Below are 15,702 nucleotides of genomic sequence, written 5' to 3' on the forward strand. Positions count from 1 at the left end.
AAAATTATTGAAGAATACCAAGGTATATATCACCCAAACCCCGTCTCATATCTTCCTGTTGATTACTATAATTAAGAAAATCGAAGTAATTTTACCCCCTATTACATACAAAATACAATATGTTAGATTTTATAGCCAAAGGACTGGCAAAAGTTTTCGGGACGAAGTCAGATAGAGATGTAAAGGAATTGAGTCCTAAAGTTCCCCTTATCAATGAGGCTTTTAAGAAATTGCAAAGTCTCAGCGATGAAGGCTTAAGGGCAAAAACCACAGAAATCAAAGCCATCATCAATGCTGATTTAAAGCCTTATGATGATAAAATAGCTGCATTTAGAGAGCAGATCAATGGTTTGGCATCAGATAAGGTCCATGAAAAAGATGCTCTTTTTACTGAAATAGAAAAAACGGAAAAATCCAGAGATGAAGCTTTGGAAGTTGTTTTGGAAAAAGTTTTGGTAGATGCTTTTGCGGTAGTGAAAGAGACAGCAAGGAGATTTAAGGAAAACGGAAAGCTTGTAGTGAAAGCAACTCTGAAAGACCAGGAACTTGCAGCCAAAAAAGCCAACATCGAAATTCAGGGAGAAGATGCCATCTGGCACAATAAGTGGATCGCTGCAGGAACGGAAGTCATTTGGGACATGGTTCATTATGATGTTCAGTTGATCGGTGGAATGGTGCTGCACAAAGGAAAAATCGCTGAAATGGCTACAGGGGAAGGAAAAACTTTGGTGTCGACACTTCCTGCTTACCTCAATGCACTTTCCGGCAGGGGCGTTCACATTGTTACTGTCAATGATTACCTAGCCAAAAGGGATTCCGAATGGAATGCTCCGCTTTTTGAATTTCACGGCCTTACTGTGGATTGTATAGATAAATACCAGCCCAATTCTGAAGCAAGAAAAAAAGCTTATGCCTCAGACATCGTTTACGGGACCAACAACGAATTCGGGTTTGATTACCTGAGAGATAACATGGCAAGGGAAGCAGGGGATCTTGTCCAGGGCAAGCACCATTATGCGATGATTGATGAAGTGGATTCAGTTCTGATCGATGATGCGAGGACTCCTTTGATCATTTCAGGGCCTGTTCCCCGTGGTGACGAGCATGAATTTATGGAAATGAAGCCGAGGGTTTCCACTTTGGTGGATGAACAGCGAAAGCTTGTACAAGGCTTCCTCAACCAAGCAAAAAAATTCATCCATGATGGAAATGAAAAAGAGGCGGGATTGCCACTTTTTAGGGCATATAGAGGTATGCCAAAGTACAAGCCTTTGATCAAATTCTTGTCTGAGCCTGGCATCAGGGTAATCCTTCAAAAAACCGAAAATCATTATCTTCAGGATAACAAAAGGATGATGCCTGAGGCAGATCAGCCGCTATTGTTTACCATCGAAGAAAAGACCAATGGCATAGAGCTTACAGACAACGGCATCGAGGTCATCACCCAAAAGAATGAAAACCCTACCTTCTTTATCCTGCCGGATATCGGTATGGAAATCGCCGAAATGGAAAAAAATCCAGACATCGACGACAAAGAAAAACTTATCAGGAAGGAAGAGCTGATCAAAGATTATGGCGTGAAAGCGCAGAGAATCCATACTGTCAACCAATTGCTCAAGGCATATTGTATGTTTGAGAAAGACACAGAATATATCTTGGTGGATGGCAAGGTGAAGATCGTCGATGAGCAGACGGGACGTGTGATGGAAGGAAGGAGATACTCTGACGGACTCCATCAGGCTATCGAAGCCAAAGAGAATGTGAAAGTGGAAGACGCTACACAGACTTATGCGACGATCACGCTTCAAAACTACTTCAGGATGTACCACAAGCTTGCGGGCATGACCGGTACTGCCGAAACTGAGGCAGGGGAATTCTGGACCATCTACAAATTGGATGTGGTGGTGATTCCTACCAATAGAAATATCATCAGAGAAGACAGAGAAGATAAAGTTTACAAAACTGTCAGGGAGAAATTCAATGCTGTGGCGGATGAAATTGTGGAACTGACCACAGCTGGAAGACCGGTTTTGGTGGGTACGACGTCAGTAGAGATTTCAGAAGTATTGAGTAGAATGCTTACCATTCGAAAAATCCAACATCAGGTTCTGAACGCTAAGCAACACGCAAGGGAAGCAGACATCGTCGCAGAAGCGGGTAAGCCGGGAACCGTGACCATCGCTACCAACATGGCTGGACGTGGAACAGATATTAAATTGACTCCAGAATCAAGGAAAGCCGGTGGACTTGCTATCGTCGGTACAGAAAGGCATGAATCAAGACGAGTTGACCGTCAGCTTCGAGGACGTTCAGGACGGCAGGGAGACGTTGGTTCTTCTCAGTTCTTTGTCTCTTTGGAAGATAACCTGATGCGAATGTTTGGCTCCGACCGGATCGCAAAACTCATGGACCGCATGGGCTTGGAAGAAGGAGAAGTTATCCAACATTCTATGATTACCAAGTCTATTGAAAGGGCCCAAAGGAAAGTAGAAGAAAATAACTTTGGCGTTAGAAAAAGACTTTTGGAATATGACGATGTCATGAATTCCCAAAGGGAAGTGGTCTACAAAAGGAGAAGAAATGCACTCAAGGGTGAGCGATTAGAATTGGATATTCTCAATGTCATGTATGATGTATGTTTTGACATCATTCAGATGGGTAAGTCCACGGAAGATGCGGACAACCTGAGGATGAACATCTTCAGTTCTTTGGGAATAGACCATCCATTCAGTGTGGATGACCTGAAATCCAAAGAAACAGGAGCCCTTACCCAACAGCTTTTTGATGCCGCCTACCAGCATTATGTGGGCAAAAATGAAAGCATTACCAACAAAGCCCTACCGGTTTTGAGAGATGTGTACACAAACAGAGGAGCCACAGTCAAAGAAATCATGGTACCGATTTCAGACGGCTTCAAGCAAATAGGCGTTGTTGTCAACTTGGAATCCGTGGTTAAAAACGAAGGAAGGGATCTGATCAGAAACATAGAGAAAAATGTTACTTTGGCCATTATTGACCAAAACTGGAAAGAGCACCTTCGTGACATGGATGACTTGAAGCAGTCTGTACAAAATGCCGTTTATGAACAAAAAGACCCCTTGTTGATTTACAAGTTTGAGGCTTTTGAAATGTTCAAGCGATTTGTCGGCAAACTCAATGAAGACACCATTTCATTCATTGCAAAAGCTGACCTTCCTGCCCAAGATCCTAGTCAGGTCAGGGCGGCACAGGCACCAAGAAGAGAAGAACACCAAGTGAAAGCCTCCAAAGAGGAAGTTGGGAGCAGTCTGAATCCAGGAGGAGGAAGACAATCATCTGCCGCAGTTGCCAATAGAACTGCATCTCCACAAATCGTGGCTCCAAGAAAATCCGATAAGGTCTATGGTAGAAATGACAAAGTCTCCGTACAATATCCTGACGGCAAAGTAATGAAAGACGTGAAGTTCAAAAGTGTTGAGCAGGACGTTCATTCAGGAAAGTGTGTGGTAATAGAACATTAACAAAGGCATCATGAAAAAGTCACTCTTGGTTTTGATATTTCCGGTAATTTTGATGAGTTCTTGTGCATTGATTAAGAAATCACCCGCTCCCTCAAATGAATATGAAAATTATCAGGAAGATTTGACCAGTTCTAGAATCACTTTTCCGGATTTGGAGGAGCAGGTTGAAAAATCAGAAACAGGGCCTAAGAATACTGAAGAAGTTTTGCCAGCTGATGAAGATCTTGAGATAGCGCTAAATAATCTGAAAGAGTCTAACAAAGCAGAAATGTATTGGAGCGGATATACGGTTTTGGTTTATAGTGGTGTTGACAGAGATCTTGCTTTCAAAACAAGGAATGACCTTTTCAGCTATTTTCCTGATTTCAAAACTGACATCCAATACCAACAACCAAGATATTTAGTCAAAGTTGGGAAGTTTGTCAACAGAATAGAAGCCCTCACTTATTATCATCAATTGAAAGAAAGTTATCCTTCTTCTAGAATCATTCAAGACAGATTTTTGAGAGATGGATATGTCATTCCTGAACCGGTTACGGATGGTCAAAAACAGAATTAAGGAGTTAGCCGCTGCGTATAAATCAGAGTTTATAGCCAATCGAAGGCATTTGCATGCCAATCCTGAGCTTTCTTTTCAGGAATACAAGACAGCCGCTTTTGTAGAAAAGCAGCTGAATAATCTCGGAATAAGCCAGATTGAACACAAAGCCAAAACAGGTCTCCTTGCTGTCATTGAAGGAAAAAACCCATCCAAAAAAGTAATTGCCCTTCGTGGGGATATGGATGCACTTCCAATTTTCGAGCAAAACGAAGTTCCATATAAATCTATCAATCCTGGCGTGATGCATGCCTGTGGACACGACGTCCATACAGCGTCCCTTTTGGGCGCAGCCAAAATCTTGAATGAAATCAAAGGCCAATTTGAGGGAACCATCAAACTTATTTTTCAGCCTGGGGAAGAACTCCTTCCTGGTGGCGCATCCCTGATGATCAAAGATAAAGTTCTCGAAAATCCAAGGCCTTCGGGAATCATTGGACAGCATGTGATGCCACTGATTCCGGTGGGAAAAGTCGGTTTTAGAAAAGGAATGTACATGGCAAGTGCTGATGAACTATACATCACTGTCAAAGGAAAAGGCGGACATGGTGCCATGCCTGAATCCTTGGTCGATCCTGTATTGATTGCTTCACACATGATTGTGGCTTTACAGCAAGTGGTCAGCAGAAATGCTTCCCCTAAGATTCCTTCCGTGCTTTCTTTTGGAAGAGTGGAGGCTTTGGGTGCTACCAATATTATTCCCAATGAGGTGAAAATTCAAGGAACATTCCGAACACTTAATGAAGAATGGCGATACAAAGCCCATCAGCATATGGTCAACATTGCCAAAGGAATAGTTGAAGGAATGGGAGGAGAACTGGATTTTGATATTAGGATAGGATATCCTTTTCTAAAAAATGCGGAAGCGCTGACAAGTAGAGCGCAGGAAGCGGCGGTCCAATATCTCGGAAGTGAAAATGTGGTAGACCTGGATGTATGGATGGCTTCGGAAGATTTCTCTTATTATACCCAAGAGATTGACGGTTGTTTTTACAGATTGGGAACCAGAAACGAAGTCAAAGGATTTGTTTCCGGTGTGCATACCCCCACTTTTGACATTGACGAAGATGCATTGGAAATCGGAGCTGGTCTGATGGCCTGGATTGCTGTTAATGAGTTGGGATCTTAATTATTACTATAGAAATACAGTAAAAATACGCTTCGCAAAATAATTAGAAATAATATATCCACTAAGATTTTAATTAAATAAACCGAAATATTTCAACCTTATATCTATTGTATTTCAACTTTATATCTACAGTATTTCAACCTTATTTCCCTATTATTTCCACCTTATTTCAGAATAAAAATGAAAAGTACCAGATCAATAATCCTGACTTTGCTGATTAGCTTAACCTTAACTACCCAATCATTTGCTTGGGGGCCAATAGGGCATTATGTAATCGGAAAACTTGCAGAATGGCAGATGAAGCCAAAGACCGTCAAAAAAGTAGAGGCTATTCTTCAACAGCAATCCATCTCTGGAGTCGGAGTATGGATGGACAATATCCGTTCGGACAAAAAATATGATTACACCAACACCTGGCACTGGGTGACCACTGTCGATGGGGAATACGATCCTGCAATCCAAGAGAAAAGCGGGGATGCCTACGAGGCCTTTTTGAAAATCAAAGAAAACCTCAAAAAAGGCGGACTAACTCCCGAAGAAGAAAGAGATCAATTGCGGTTGCTCATTCATATTGTAGGTGATTTGCATCAGCCCTTCCATGTAGGTAAGCCCGGTGACCGGGGAGGAAATGATGTCAAGGTTAGTTTTTTCAACAAAGAGACTAACATCCATGCGATCTGGGATTCTGACCTGATTGAAGGAAAGAAGATGAGTTATACCGAAATTGCTACTGAATTGCAGTTAAGAGTCAATCCGGTTTTGATCCAAAAATATAATTCCGCAACACCTGCTGATTGGTTAAGGGAAGCAGCAGCGATGAGACCTGATATGTATGACATCCCCGAAAACGGAAGGATCGGGTATGAATATATCTATAAGCATTACCACCATGTGGAGGAAAGACTGACCGCTGCGGGTATCAGGTTGGGTAAAGTTTTGGAAGAGATATATGGGTAAAAATCATCTCAAATAACACTCCTAAAACCGGCTTTGAAAATTGCCGGTTTTTTTTTGGCAATTCTTTGGGAAGACTCCAATTTGGAAGCAATATGGTTGGAGAAGAGAAGATTTTAGTAATTTCGAACTATGCAAAAGGATATATGGTTGGGCCTCTTGACAATCTCAGTTTTGTTATAGAATTTGCATTTATTATTAAATAAATTTTCTGTTTACATAAGATTTAGGCCACATAAATGTCACCCAGGCTAAGTATATTGTTATTTCGAATGAAATTCCATTCCGTGCAAAGCTTGGCCTTTATTGCAATTTTTTTTGCAATTCTTTCGATATCTGATGCTTTTGCCCAAGGCAAACTTAAAACCATGGTCAAAATCCAAGGAACTCCCCCTGAAGAATTCCCCATTTTTTACGAACGCTTTCACTCAGACTCGGCTTTCCAAATGTCACGAATCATGTTTCCCCTTGAGGGATTGAGGCAATACGGGATGGAGGAAATCCCGTGGACTGCCGACAATTGGGAATTGATGCGAACAAGGATTTATCAGGTGGATACCCTGCAGTTTAAGACCAAAGTAAAACATAAGAAAAAATACTTTGAACAGACCCTGTGGATTGAAGGCACCAATTTTTCATCCATGCGCAGGTTTGAACTCCTCGGCAACAGGTGGTTTTTGGTCTATGCGTATGAGGGGAGTCTTTAGATATGAATAAATCAATGGTGGAATAAATTACCCCACCATAGATCATTTTTGCATCACTTTCTCTTTGCCTTAAATGTCCCGTTGGGTTGGACAAACAATACCTCGGCAATATTACCTGACTCTCCTTCTACAAATTCCAATTTGAAACCATCCAGGATTTTTAAAGCAAACTTGTGTTTTTCCAGTGGCAGCAGCTCGTATTCAGGTTGGCCAGGCACAAGCAGGTACAGGGTGTTCTCGCCTTTGATGTAGGTTTTGGCAACAATTCCCGGCAGTTCATAATCACCCACATATTTTTCCAATTCAGCTTTGTCCATGATGACCCCTTTTGGAGTCCTCTTGAACTCGAGGTGGTCTACGGCAGGTTCTAGTTTGGACACGAAAGAAGAAATATCTCCGCTATCGTTTGTCCTGAAATTGAACTGAATTCCTATTCCTGCCAACGTATCGACTTTACCTTCCACGATCCGGTAAGGAGAAAATACATCATAGTGGAAATGCTTCAGCCACATGTTATTCTTTCCTGCTTTGACAAAAAGAGAATCGTTTTTATAAATAATTTCTAACGAACCATACCCCGGATTGGTGTAATCTCCGGTATATTCCACCAAAAGATGAGAAGGTTTTGTTCCGGTTTTTTGGGAAGATATTTTTGTGGCCAATGCTTCTTTTTCAGCTGCTTTGGCTTTGTCAGCACGTTCTTTGAATGTTTTGTTCCAATCTGTCTTTGTTACTTTCAATAACCTGTCGCTGATAATATTTCGCACCATTCCTGGAATTACAGAACCGTTTTGGTTGGCAAGTACTACGATCCCAATGCTATCTGTGGGGAAAAAACTGACATTGGCTGAGAAACCATCAATGTTGCCTCCATGCTCGACTCGATAATGCCCCTTATATGAAGATGTCATCCAACCGAATCCATAAGCGCTCATATGTAAATCCGGGAATTCCTTGTCTGGTACTCCCCCACCTATGACCATTTGTGTACTCATGGCCTCTTTTACATAAGATTCAGGCAGGATTTGCTTTCCTTCGAATTTGCCGCCATTGATCCAAGTCATCACCCAATTTGACATTTCGGTAACGTTGCTGTTGATGCTGCCTGCCGGACCCATGGCTGCAATGTCATAATAATCCATTTTTTTGATGACAGAATCATTTTTGACTTCATAGCCAAAAGAGGCATCTTTTCCATTTTTGAGGCCATCGATTATGGTGCTCGAGGTGGACATTTCAAGTGGGACAAAAAAATGGGTGGCAATGTTTTCATCCCAGGTTTTGCCCGTGATTCGCTCGGCGATTACGCCTTGGGTAAGAAACATAAAGTTATTGTAATACCATCTTTCTCTCACCTTGGCAAAAGGTTCCTGAAAGGCAATCCGCTGCATGAGGCTGTCTCTTGAATTGCTTGAAAAGAGGTACCAACTGATGTCATGTCTCGGAAGACCTGTTCGGTGGGTCATGATGTCCCGGATGGTGATGAGTTCGTTCATTTCAGCGTTTTTGAACCGTAACTCAGGGATGTGTTTGATGGGGCTGTCTTCAAAAGTAAGTTTGCCATCTTCCTTCAAAATCCCAAGAAGACCGGATGTAAAAGCCTTGCTGCTTGACCCAATGGCAAAATTAGTGTTGGGAGTGACGGGGGTTTTGTTTTCATAATCCCGGTAGCCAAAGCCTTTGGAATAGACGATTTTATCTTTTTCGACTACCGCTACTGCAAAACCCGCAGCATGCCAGGTTTTCAGCAATTTATCGAGTTCGGCATCCAAGCCGGCGAATCTGTCTGCGGAGGATTTTTTTTGGCCGAAGGCGGTGGAAATCGAAAAAGTCAAGAAGAGAAAAAGGAAGATATGTTTCATAGAGGGCTGTGGTTTAACGGGATTAATTTAGGGAATTTGTGTGAGAAAAAAATGAATCAACTCTTCAAGGTCCTCAATTTTGATTTTGAATTTTTTGGATAAAAATAAAATTTATAGCAAATCCCCTCCTTCCTCTTTAATTTGGGCACATATCAATTAACAAGCCTTTGTCCTCTTTTTTTGATACCAAGATAGATTACCTCCGTGGAGTGGGTCCCCAAAAAGCAGTCCTTTTCAATAAGGAACTGTCCATATTCACTTATGGGGAACTGATCCAACATTATCCTTTTCGCTATGAGGACAGGACGCAGTTTTTCAAAATCAAGGACATCAATGAGGACTTGGAGCATGTACAGGTAGTAGCTAAAATCCGATCAATTGAGACGATAGGAGAAGGAAACAGAAAAAGACTTGTTGCCCATATCTTTGACGAAACTGGGGAAATGGAACTCACTTGGTTCAAAGGAATCCAATGGGTCATCAAAAAACTTATCATTGGTGTTCCTTTTGTCTTCTTTGGCAAACCCAATAAGTACGGAAGGAAATACAGCATCGCCCATCCCGAAATGGAACCGGTAACAGCCGTGCAGGAAGAAAAGAGTTTTTTCCAGCCGGTCTATCCGACTACTGAAAAACTCAGGGCAAAATTCCTTGACTCCAAAGGGATTTCCAAAATCATGGAGGGGTTGGTTCAGGTGGCTTATCCCCAGATCCAGGAAACCATGCCCGAGGATATCCTGCAGCGATTCAACCTCATTTCAAAAAAAGAAGCAGTCAAACAAATCCACTTTCCTGACAATCCTGAAATCCTCAAAAAGGCAAGGTTCAGGCTGAAGTTTGAGGAATTTTTCTTTGTGCAGCTTCGACTGCTGAAGTTGAAACTTACCAGAACCGAAAAGTCAAAGGGTCAGATTTTGAACCAGACTGAGCTTTTGACCAAATTCTACAAGGAGCACTTGCCTTTCCAACTGACCGAAGCACAAAAGCGTGTCGTCAGGGAAGCATTTGCCGATATGAAATCTGGGAAGCAGATGAACCGCTTGATCCAAGGTGATGTAGGCAGTGGCAAAACCATGGTGGCGTTTATTTGTATTCTCATTGCGATCAGCTCCGGTGCACAGGCTTGCCTGATGGCGCCGACCGAGATATTGGCCAACCAACACCATGAAGGCTTGAAAGAATATGCAGGCCTGATGGGTTTGAAAATCGCTTTGCTCACCGGGTCCACCAAAAAATCTGCCCGTAAAGTCATTCATGAAACGTTACTCTCTGGCGAATTGCACATCATCATCGGTACGCATGCGTTATTGGAGGATGTGGTACAGTTTAGAAATCTTGGCTTGGCGATTGTCGATGAGCAGCACCGGTTTGGAGTGGCGCAGCGGGCAAAGCTTTGGGCCAAAAATGAGCAGTTTATCCCCCATGTATTGGTGATGACAGCCACGCCGATACCTAGGACCTTGGCCATGACACTGTATGGTGATCTGGATATTTCCGTGATTGACGAAATGCCTGCCGGTAGAAAGCCTATCCAAACTGTCCATCGCTATGACAAAGACAGGTTGAAGGTTTTTGGCTTTATGCGGAAGCAGATTCAATTGGGAAGGCAGATTTATGTGGTGTATCCCTTGATTGAAGAATCGGCAACATTGGATCTCAAAAACCTGATGGACGGATTTGAAAGCATCAGCAGGGCATTTCCCGAATATCCTGTCAGCATCGTGAACGGTAACATGAAGCCTGCTGACAAAGACTTCGAAATGCAGCGATTTGTAAAGGGAGAAACAAAAATCATGGTAGCTACCACAGTCATCGAGGTGGGAGTCAATGTACCCAATGCGTCAGTGATGGTGGTGGAGAATGCGGAGCGCTTTGGCTTGTCACAGTTGCATCAGTTAAGAGGTCGCGTAGGCCGGGGCGCTGATCAGTCCTATTGCATTTTGATGACCAAATATGAATTGTCAAAAGACAGCCGTGTCCGGTTGGAGACGATGGTCAGAACCAACAATGGTTTTGAAATTGCAGATGTGGATTTGAAGCTCCGTGGACCGGGAGACCTGATGGGAACACAGCAAAGCGGCTTGGCGGATTTGTTGATCGCCGACCTGAGTAAAGATGCTCCTATTTTGACCATGGCAAGGGATGCCGCACAATTACTGTTGCAGGATGATCCCGACCTGAGCTTTCCCAATCACACCATGGTCCTCCGTCAAATCAAAAACCAAAAGAAACACGCTATTAATTGGAGTAGGATATCCTAAAAATTTACAAATACAGCTAAAGTCAAAAAAAATGTTTCCCGCAGATGACGCAGATTTTCGCAGATTGGTTCTTCGGCATCCGCGGGAAAATAAATCAAATCATTACCTTTTTCACAGTTTTGGCGGATTCTAGGATGGCATTGACGATGCGAATATCTCTCAATCCTTCTTCGCCCGGAACAGGCATTGGCTTGCCTCCCATGATGGCCAAGGAATCCATGTCCATTTGGTTGGCTTGTTGCCACGGAACATCATAAGGGAAGTTGATTGCTCCCAATGGACTTTTCCCTTTATTTCCTGAATAGGCAGAAAACGGTGCCATTTCGATCAAACCTTTTTCGCATTTGATGTTGAGGAAGTTTGTATTTTCAGCAAAGGAAGTCTTGATATTGCCGATTACACCACCTGGAAATTCCAGTTGGGCCTCCACGATTTCCCCCAAACCATCCTTGTAAATTTCAGGCCTTTCGGTCCATACTTTCGCGGTGTTGACAGCGATAGGTTCCATCCCGCTGCCCAATCTTGCTCCCTGAATGGCGTACACGCCCATGTCAAAAATCACTCCTCCACCCATTTCCTTTTTTTGTTTCCAATGGTCTGTCCGTCCTTCTCTATAACCTGCTGCACAGTCCACTTGGAGAACTTTTCCGAGCTGACCTTCCTTGACTATTTTTTGGTAAGCGAGGGTATTTGGTTCGTGTTGACAGCGGTAACCTATCGAAAGACTCACCTTATTTTTCTTGCAGGCATCGATCATGGTTTGACATTCCTGTACGGTCATGGCCATGGGTTTTTCGCACCAAACGTGCTTGCCGGTGGCGGCAGCTTTGACCACATATTCCATGTGCATCGAAGGTGGAAGGACAATATAGATCACATCGATGTCAGGATTATTGGCAATGCCCGACATGTTTTCATAGGTGTAAATGTTCTTGTCCGGGATGTTGTATTTGGCTTTCCAGGTTTCTGCTTTGGCGGGAGTTCCTGTGACGATTCCTGCGAGTTGGCAGTGCTTGGTAATCTGAAGTCCGGGCGCAAGTAAGTCCGTGCTGTAATATCCCAATCCAACCAATGCAACTCCAAGTTTGTCTTTTCTCAATGGATTGCATGACGCTATCAGATTCAGTGGAGATAGTAGACTGGCACCTGTGACAAGCGATAGCGTTTTGAGGGTATCCCTCCTGTTGAAATTTTTCATATTTAATAGGTTTATGGTTAATCTGTGATGTATAAGATCTTAACATCTTCAATTTAGCCATTTTTGGAATATCGTTCAAAAAAATCCTTAAATTAGAAGGGAATCCAATTTTTCACCAAATCCAAAATACTATGAAAATGATCATATTAACCGTTTTCTTCCTCCTTCCGATATTCGCTTTTGCCCAAGGCACACATAAACCAGTACTAACTTTAGAGGACGCAATGCGGATGGCTGACGCAGCGGAAGCCAAAGCCAAACAGGAAAACTGGAACGTGGTGATTGCAATTTTGGATGATGGCGGACATCTGATTACGCTCAGAAGAATGGACGGGGTACAGTTGGGGAGCATTGACCTGGCACAGACCAAAGCCAAAACCGCTGTTTTTTACAAAAGAGCATCCAAGGTTTTTGAAGATCAGGTCACACAGGGAAATATCCGCCCTTTATCCATGCCGAATGTTTTTGCTTCGGAAGGAGGAGTTCCCATCATAAAAGATGGTGTAGTAATCGGGGCAATCGGTGTCTCCGGAGTGACGTCGGTACAGGATGGTATTGTGGCGGCTGCGGGGTTGGCGGTATTGTAAATAGAATAAATCAAATGCTTTCAAGTATTTTCAATTAAAAATGCTTCAATTAATAATCCGTCTTAAGATATGAACACTTCAGAACTTAAATCAAATCTTCACAAAATCATTGATACCATTGAAAGTGAACAATTGCTTCAGTCTTTATTTGATTTGCTGAAGGAAAAGAAAACCCCAAATTCTAACAAAGCATTGGATCTTCTCACTGAGGAACAAAAAGCAGAATTGTTTCTCTCCTTTGAAGAATCTGAAATAGAAGAAAATCTAATTAATAAGGAGAAATTTCAAAATATTGATGAGTAAAAATCCCCTCCTGAAAGCATCAGAAGGGGTTATGGTTTAATAGGGAGCTGATTATTTATTGTTTTTGAAGAACCTATCGTGTAACCGATACCGCGCATCATTGGTGGCTTTGACGGTTTTGGATTCGGTGTTGATTACCATCACGGGGGGATTGTCATCCTTTGGCAATGCCTTGGGCCATTCGGGAAGGCCTTCTCCATTTGGATTTCCTGTTTTCACAAAATTTGTGAAGAATTCCAACATGGTTTCAGAGGTTTTGTAATCATCTTCTGTCCAGGCAAATTCTTTGATGCGGTCAAGATTTCCCATGGCATATTCGATTTCGGCGGCATGTGGAGCGCCGAGGTCTTTTGGTCTTGGAGGCGCATTGTTCGCTCTTTTGGAAGTTCCCCCGGCTAGCCCTGTTTCCAAAGTTTGATCCACCAAAGGCGGTCTCAACTTGGCATACAAATATCTATAAATAGGTTGATCGGAGTTGCTGCGGTGAAGGTCGAACCACTTCCAAGTATTGTAAGAAATAAACCTGTCACCAGCCAAATCCATAGCAGAGTATGCCACCTGTTCTTCTGTCTCATGCGGATACAGGTTCAATACTTCCTCAAAATCATTGGGATAAGCCTGCTTTACCTTCGTGATGAAATTCTCTTTGGTATATGGCAATCCCTGCATGAAAGCCGCGGCAGGATTTTCCTGTGTATTCCAACCCAAAAGCAAAGGGACTTGTGCCTGCTCACGTGCATTGAAGATTTCTACCAAACTTTTTGGAAGCACATGGTCATCGAGGACAACCGGGAATTTAAGTCCTGGTGAATCATTATACATCTCATAGATGTCTCGGGCAGGGAGTTTTCTCATTTCGGCAATGCTTTTGACGCCGAATTTCTGTAGAAATTCCACTCCTATTTTTTCAGCTTCTGCCAAAGTGGTCGGGGCCAAAGCCGAAACGCCTGATCCACTTTCTCCGATTGCTCCGGCTATCAGGTTTCTAGACAATGGGGAAGCCATTTGGTAACTGACGGCAATCGAACCTGCTGATTCGCCGGCAATAGTAACTTTCTTAGGATCACCTCCAAAAGCAGCAATGTTTTCATTGACCCATTTCAGGGCCATTGCCTGATCCATCAAAGCATAATTTCCAGATGCCTTGTAAGGTGCCTCAGCACTGAGTTCAGGATGTGCCAAGAAGCCAAAGATGTTGAGTCTATAATTGACAGTCACGACGACGACCCCTTTTTTGGCCATGCTTTCTCCGTCATACCGCGGTTCGGCACCGTCGCCTGCCACAAATCCACCTCCGAAGAAATAAACCAAAACAGGTAAATCCTTGCTTGATCTTGTTGTGGGAGTCCACACATTCAGGTAGAGACAATCTTCACTGACTCCGTTGGACCTAGAATTCATGTCTCCCCAAACCAACTTTTGCATGGGTCGTGGACCGAATTCTTTTGTCACTTTTACACCAGACCAATTGTCCATTGGTTGTGGTGCTTTCCATCTCAAATCTCCTACCGGTGGTTTTGCAAAGGGAACTCCGAAGTAGGTTTGTATTCCGGTTTTGGTATTGTAATCCCCTTCAATGGTGCCGTTTTTGATGGCAGTCTGTACAGGAAATGCGTCTTTTCCTTGGGCCAACAATGCATATGAACCCATAAGGAAGAAAACAAGAGTGAGTAAGCTATTTTTCATATCGATTTAAACCTATTGTCTCATAATGAGACAATAATAATTGTTTGTTAACATTTTTCCTATTTACTTGAAGGATTATTCATCAGCCCCCAAGTATGACGGTTCTCGAAACGCAGGGTTTTTTACCCCATATCGCATTTGATTCGGTTGTTTTTGGTTTTTCAAAAGGAAAGCTAAAAATCCTGCTGATGGAATACCATGATACAGGTTGGCTTGCTTTACCGGGAGGTTTTGTCGGGAAGAATGAAGACCTCGATGAAGCGGCCAAACGTGGACTGAAAGAAAGGACAGGTTTGGACAATATCTACTTGGAGCAGTTTTACACTTTTGGAAATATGGCAAGGTTCCGGCCTGAGGTGATGCAGACTATTTTGGCAGCCAATGGTTTTCATTTGGATTCGGACCATTGGATGTTGGACAGGTTTATTTCGGTCTCCTATTTTGCCTTGATTGACTTCGAAAAAGTAATCCTGACTCCAGATGAATTGTCGGATTCTATAGCATGGTACGAAATCGAAAACCTGCCAAACCTGATTTTGGACCACAATGCGATCGTCAGGAAAGCCCTGCAAACTTTAAAGGAAAATCTGGAACGGAAACTTATCGGTGGAAATCTGCTTCCGGAGAGATTTACGATGAATGAGCTGCAGCAAGTTTATGAAGCTATTTTTGGCCAAAAACTCCGAAGAACCACCTTTCAGAGAAAAATGCTCGGGCTAGAGATCCTTGAAAGACATGAAAAATTATACACCGGCAAAAGCCACAAAGCACCGTATCTTTATAGTTTTAGGAAGGTCTAGGATCGGGTTATCCAAACAGATCAGTTTGTAATTTCTCCTCTTCAGGCAGCGAGACTTATTTCCACATACTCGTTTTTTTAAAATTTCCCTTGATTTCATTTTAAAAAAGGTATACCT

At 42.8% G+C, this 15,702-nt stretch carries 12 protein-coding genes; 9 read left to right on the forward strand and 3 right to left on the reverse strand.

All coding sequences use genetic code 11. From position 1 onward, the window contains the following. Positions 1–119: 119 nt before the first annotated feature. The 5 genes from secA (at position 120) to M3O96_RS05005 (ending at position 6,888) form a co-directional block, all read left to right on the forward strand. On the forward strand, positions 120–3,500 hold the full coding sequence (gene secA / locus M3O96_RS04985; RefSeq protein ID WP_249719200.1) for a preprotein translocase subunit SecA: 3,381 nt from the start codon (positions 120–122) through the stop codon (positions 3,498–3,500). 10 nt (positions 3,501–3,510) lie between these two features. Continuing rightward, entirely contained in the window at positions 3,511–4,059 is a 549-nt protein-coding gene (locus M3O96_RS04990; RefSeq protein ID WP_249719201.1) for a hypothetical protein, read from the forward strand. Continuing rightward, on the forward strand, positions 4,040–5,227 hold the full coding sequence (locus M3O96_RS04995; protein ID WP_249719202.1) for a M20 metallopeptidase family protein: 1,188 nt from the start codon (positions 4,040–4,042) through the stop codon (positions 5,225–5,227). Before M3O96_RS04990 ends, M3O96_RS04995 begins: the two co-directional genes overlap by 20 nt. Before the next feature lie 180 nt (positions 5,228–5,407). Then, positions 5,408–6,184, forward strand: coding sequence for a S1/P1 nuclease (locus tag M3O96_RS05000; protein ID WP_249719203.1), 777 nt, complete (start codon positions 5,408–5,410; stop codon positions 6,182–6,184). A gap of 269 nt (positions 6,185–6,453) precedes the next feature. Beyond that, entirely contained in the window at positions 6,454–6,888 is a 435-nt protein-coding gene (locus M3O96_RS05005; protein ID WP_249719204.1) for a DUF4348 domain-containing protein, read from the forward strand. A gap of 53 nt (positions 6,889–6,941) precedes the next feature. Here M3O96_RS05005 and M3O96_RS05010 read toward each other — a convergent pair whose 3' ends face one another. Beyond that, a complete protein-coding gene (locus M3O96_RS05010) occupies positions 6,942–8,750 on the reverse strand; it encodes a serine hydrolase (protein ID WP_249719205.1) in 1,809 nt (602 codons plus the stop codon). Positions 8,751–8,917: 167 nt separating this feature from the next. On the opposite strand from M3O96_RS05010, the gene recG reads away from it, so the two are divergent. Next, entirely contained in the window at positions 8,918–11,011 is a 2,094-nt protein-coding gene (recG, locus tag M3O96_RS05015; protein ID WP_249719206.1) for an ATP-dependent DNA helicase RecG, read from the forward strand. A gap of 94 nt (positions 11,012–11,105) precedes the next feature. On the opposite strand, the gene M3O96_RS05020 is transcribed toward recG, so the two are convergent. Next, entirely contained in the window at positions 11,106–12,209 is a 1,104-nt protein-coding gene (locus M3O96_RS05020) for a Gfo/Idh/MocA family protein (RefSeq protein ID WP_249719207.1), read from the reverse strand. 131 nt (positions 12,210–12,340) lie between these two features. Here M3O96_RS05020 and M3O96_RS05025 point away from each other — a divergent pair, with 131 nt between their 5' ends. Then, complete coding sequence (locus M3O96_RS05025) at positions 12,341–12,796, forward strand: GlcG/HbpS family heme-binding protein (protein ID WP_249719208.1); 456 nt, start codon at positions 12,341–12,343, stop codon at positions 12,794–12,796. Between the two features lie 69 nt (positions 12,797–12,865). Further along, complete coding sequence (locus M3O96_RS05030; RefSeq protein WP_249719209.1) at positions 12,866–13,099, forward strand: hypothetical protein; 234 nt, start codon at positions 12,866–12,868, stop codon at positions 13,097–13,099. Between the two features lie 51 nt (positions 13,100–13,150). On the opposite strand, the gene M3O96_RS05035 is transcribed toward M3O96_RS05030, so the two are convergent. Further along, positions 13,151–14,785, reverse strand: a complete 1,635-nt coding sequence (locus M3O96_RS05035) for a carboxylesterase/lipase family protein (RefSeq protein WP_249719210.1) — start codon at positions 14,783–14,785, stop codon at positions 13,151–13,153. Between the two features lie 95 nt (positions 14,786–14,880). On the opposite strand from M3O96_RS05035, the gene M3O96_RS05040 reads away from it, so the two are divergent. Then, the gene (locus M3O96_RS05040; RefSeq protein WP_249719211.1) at positions 14,881–15,585 is read left to right on the forward strand and encodes an NUDIX hydrolase; all 705 of its coding nucleotides are present in this window, start codon (positions 14,881–14,883) and stop codon (positions 15,583–15,585) included. Positions 15,586–15,702 lie beyond the last annotated feature (117 nt).

Source organism: Aquiflexum sp. TKW24L, assembly GCF_023502205.1.
In the GTDB taxonomy this organism is placed as follows: domain Bacteria; phylum Bacteroidota; class Bacteroidia; order Cytophagales; family Cyclobacteriaceae; genus Cognataquiflexum.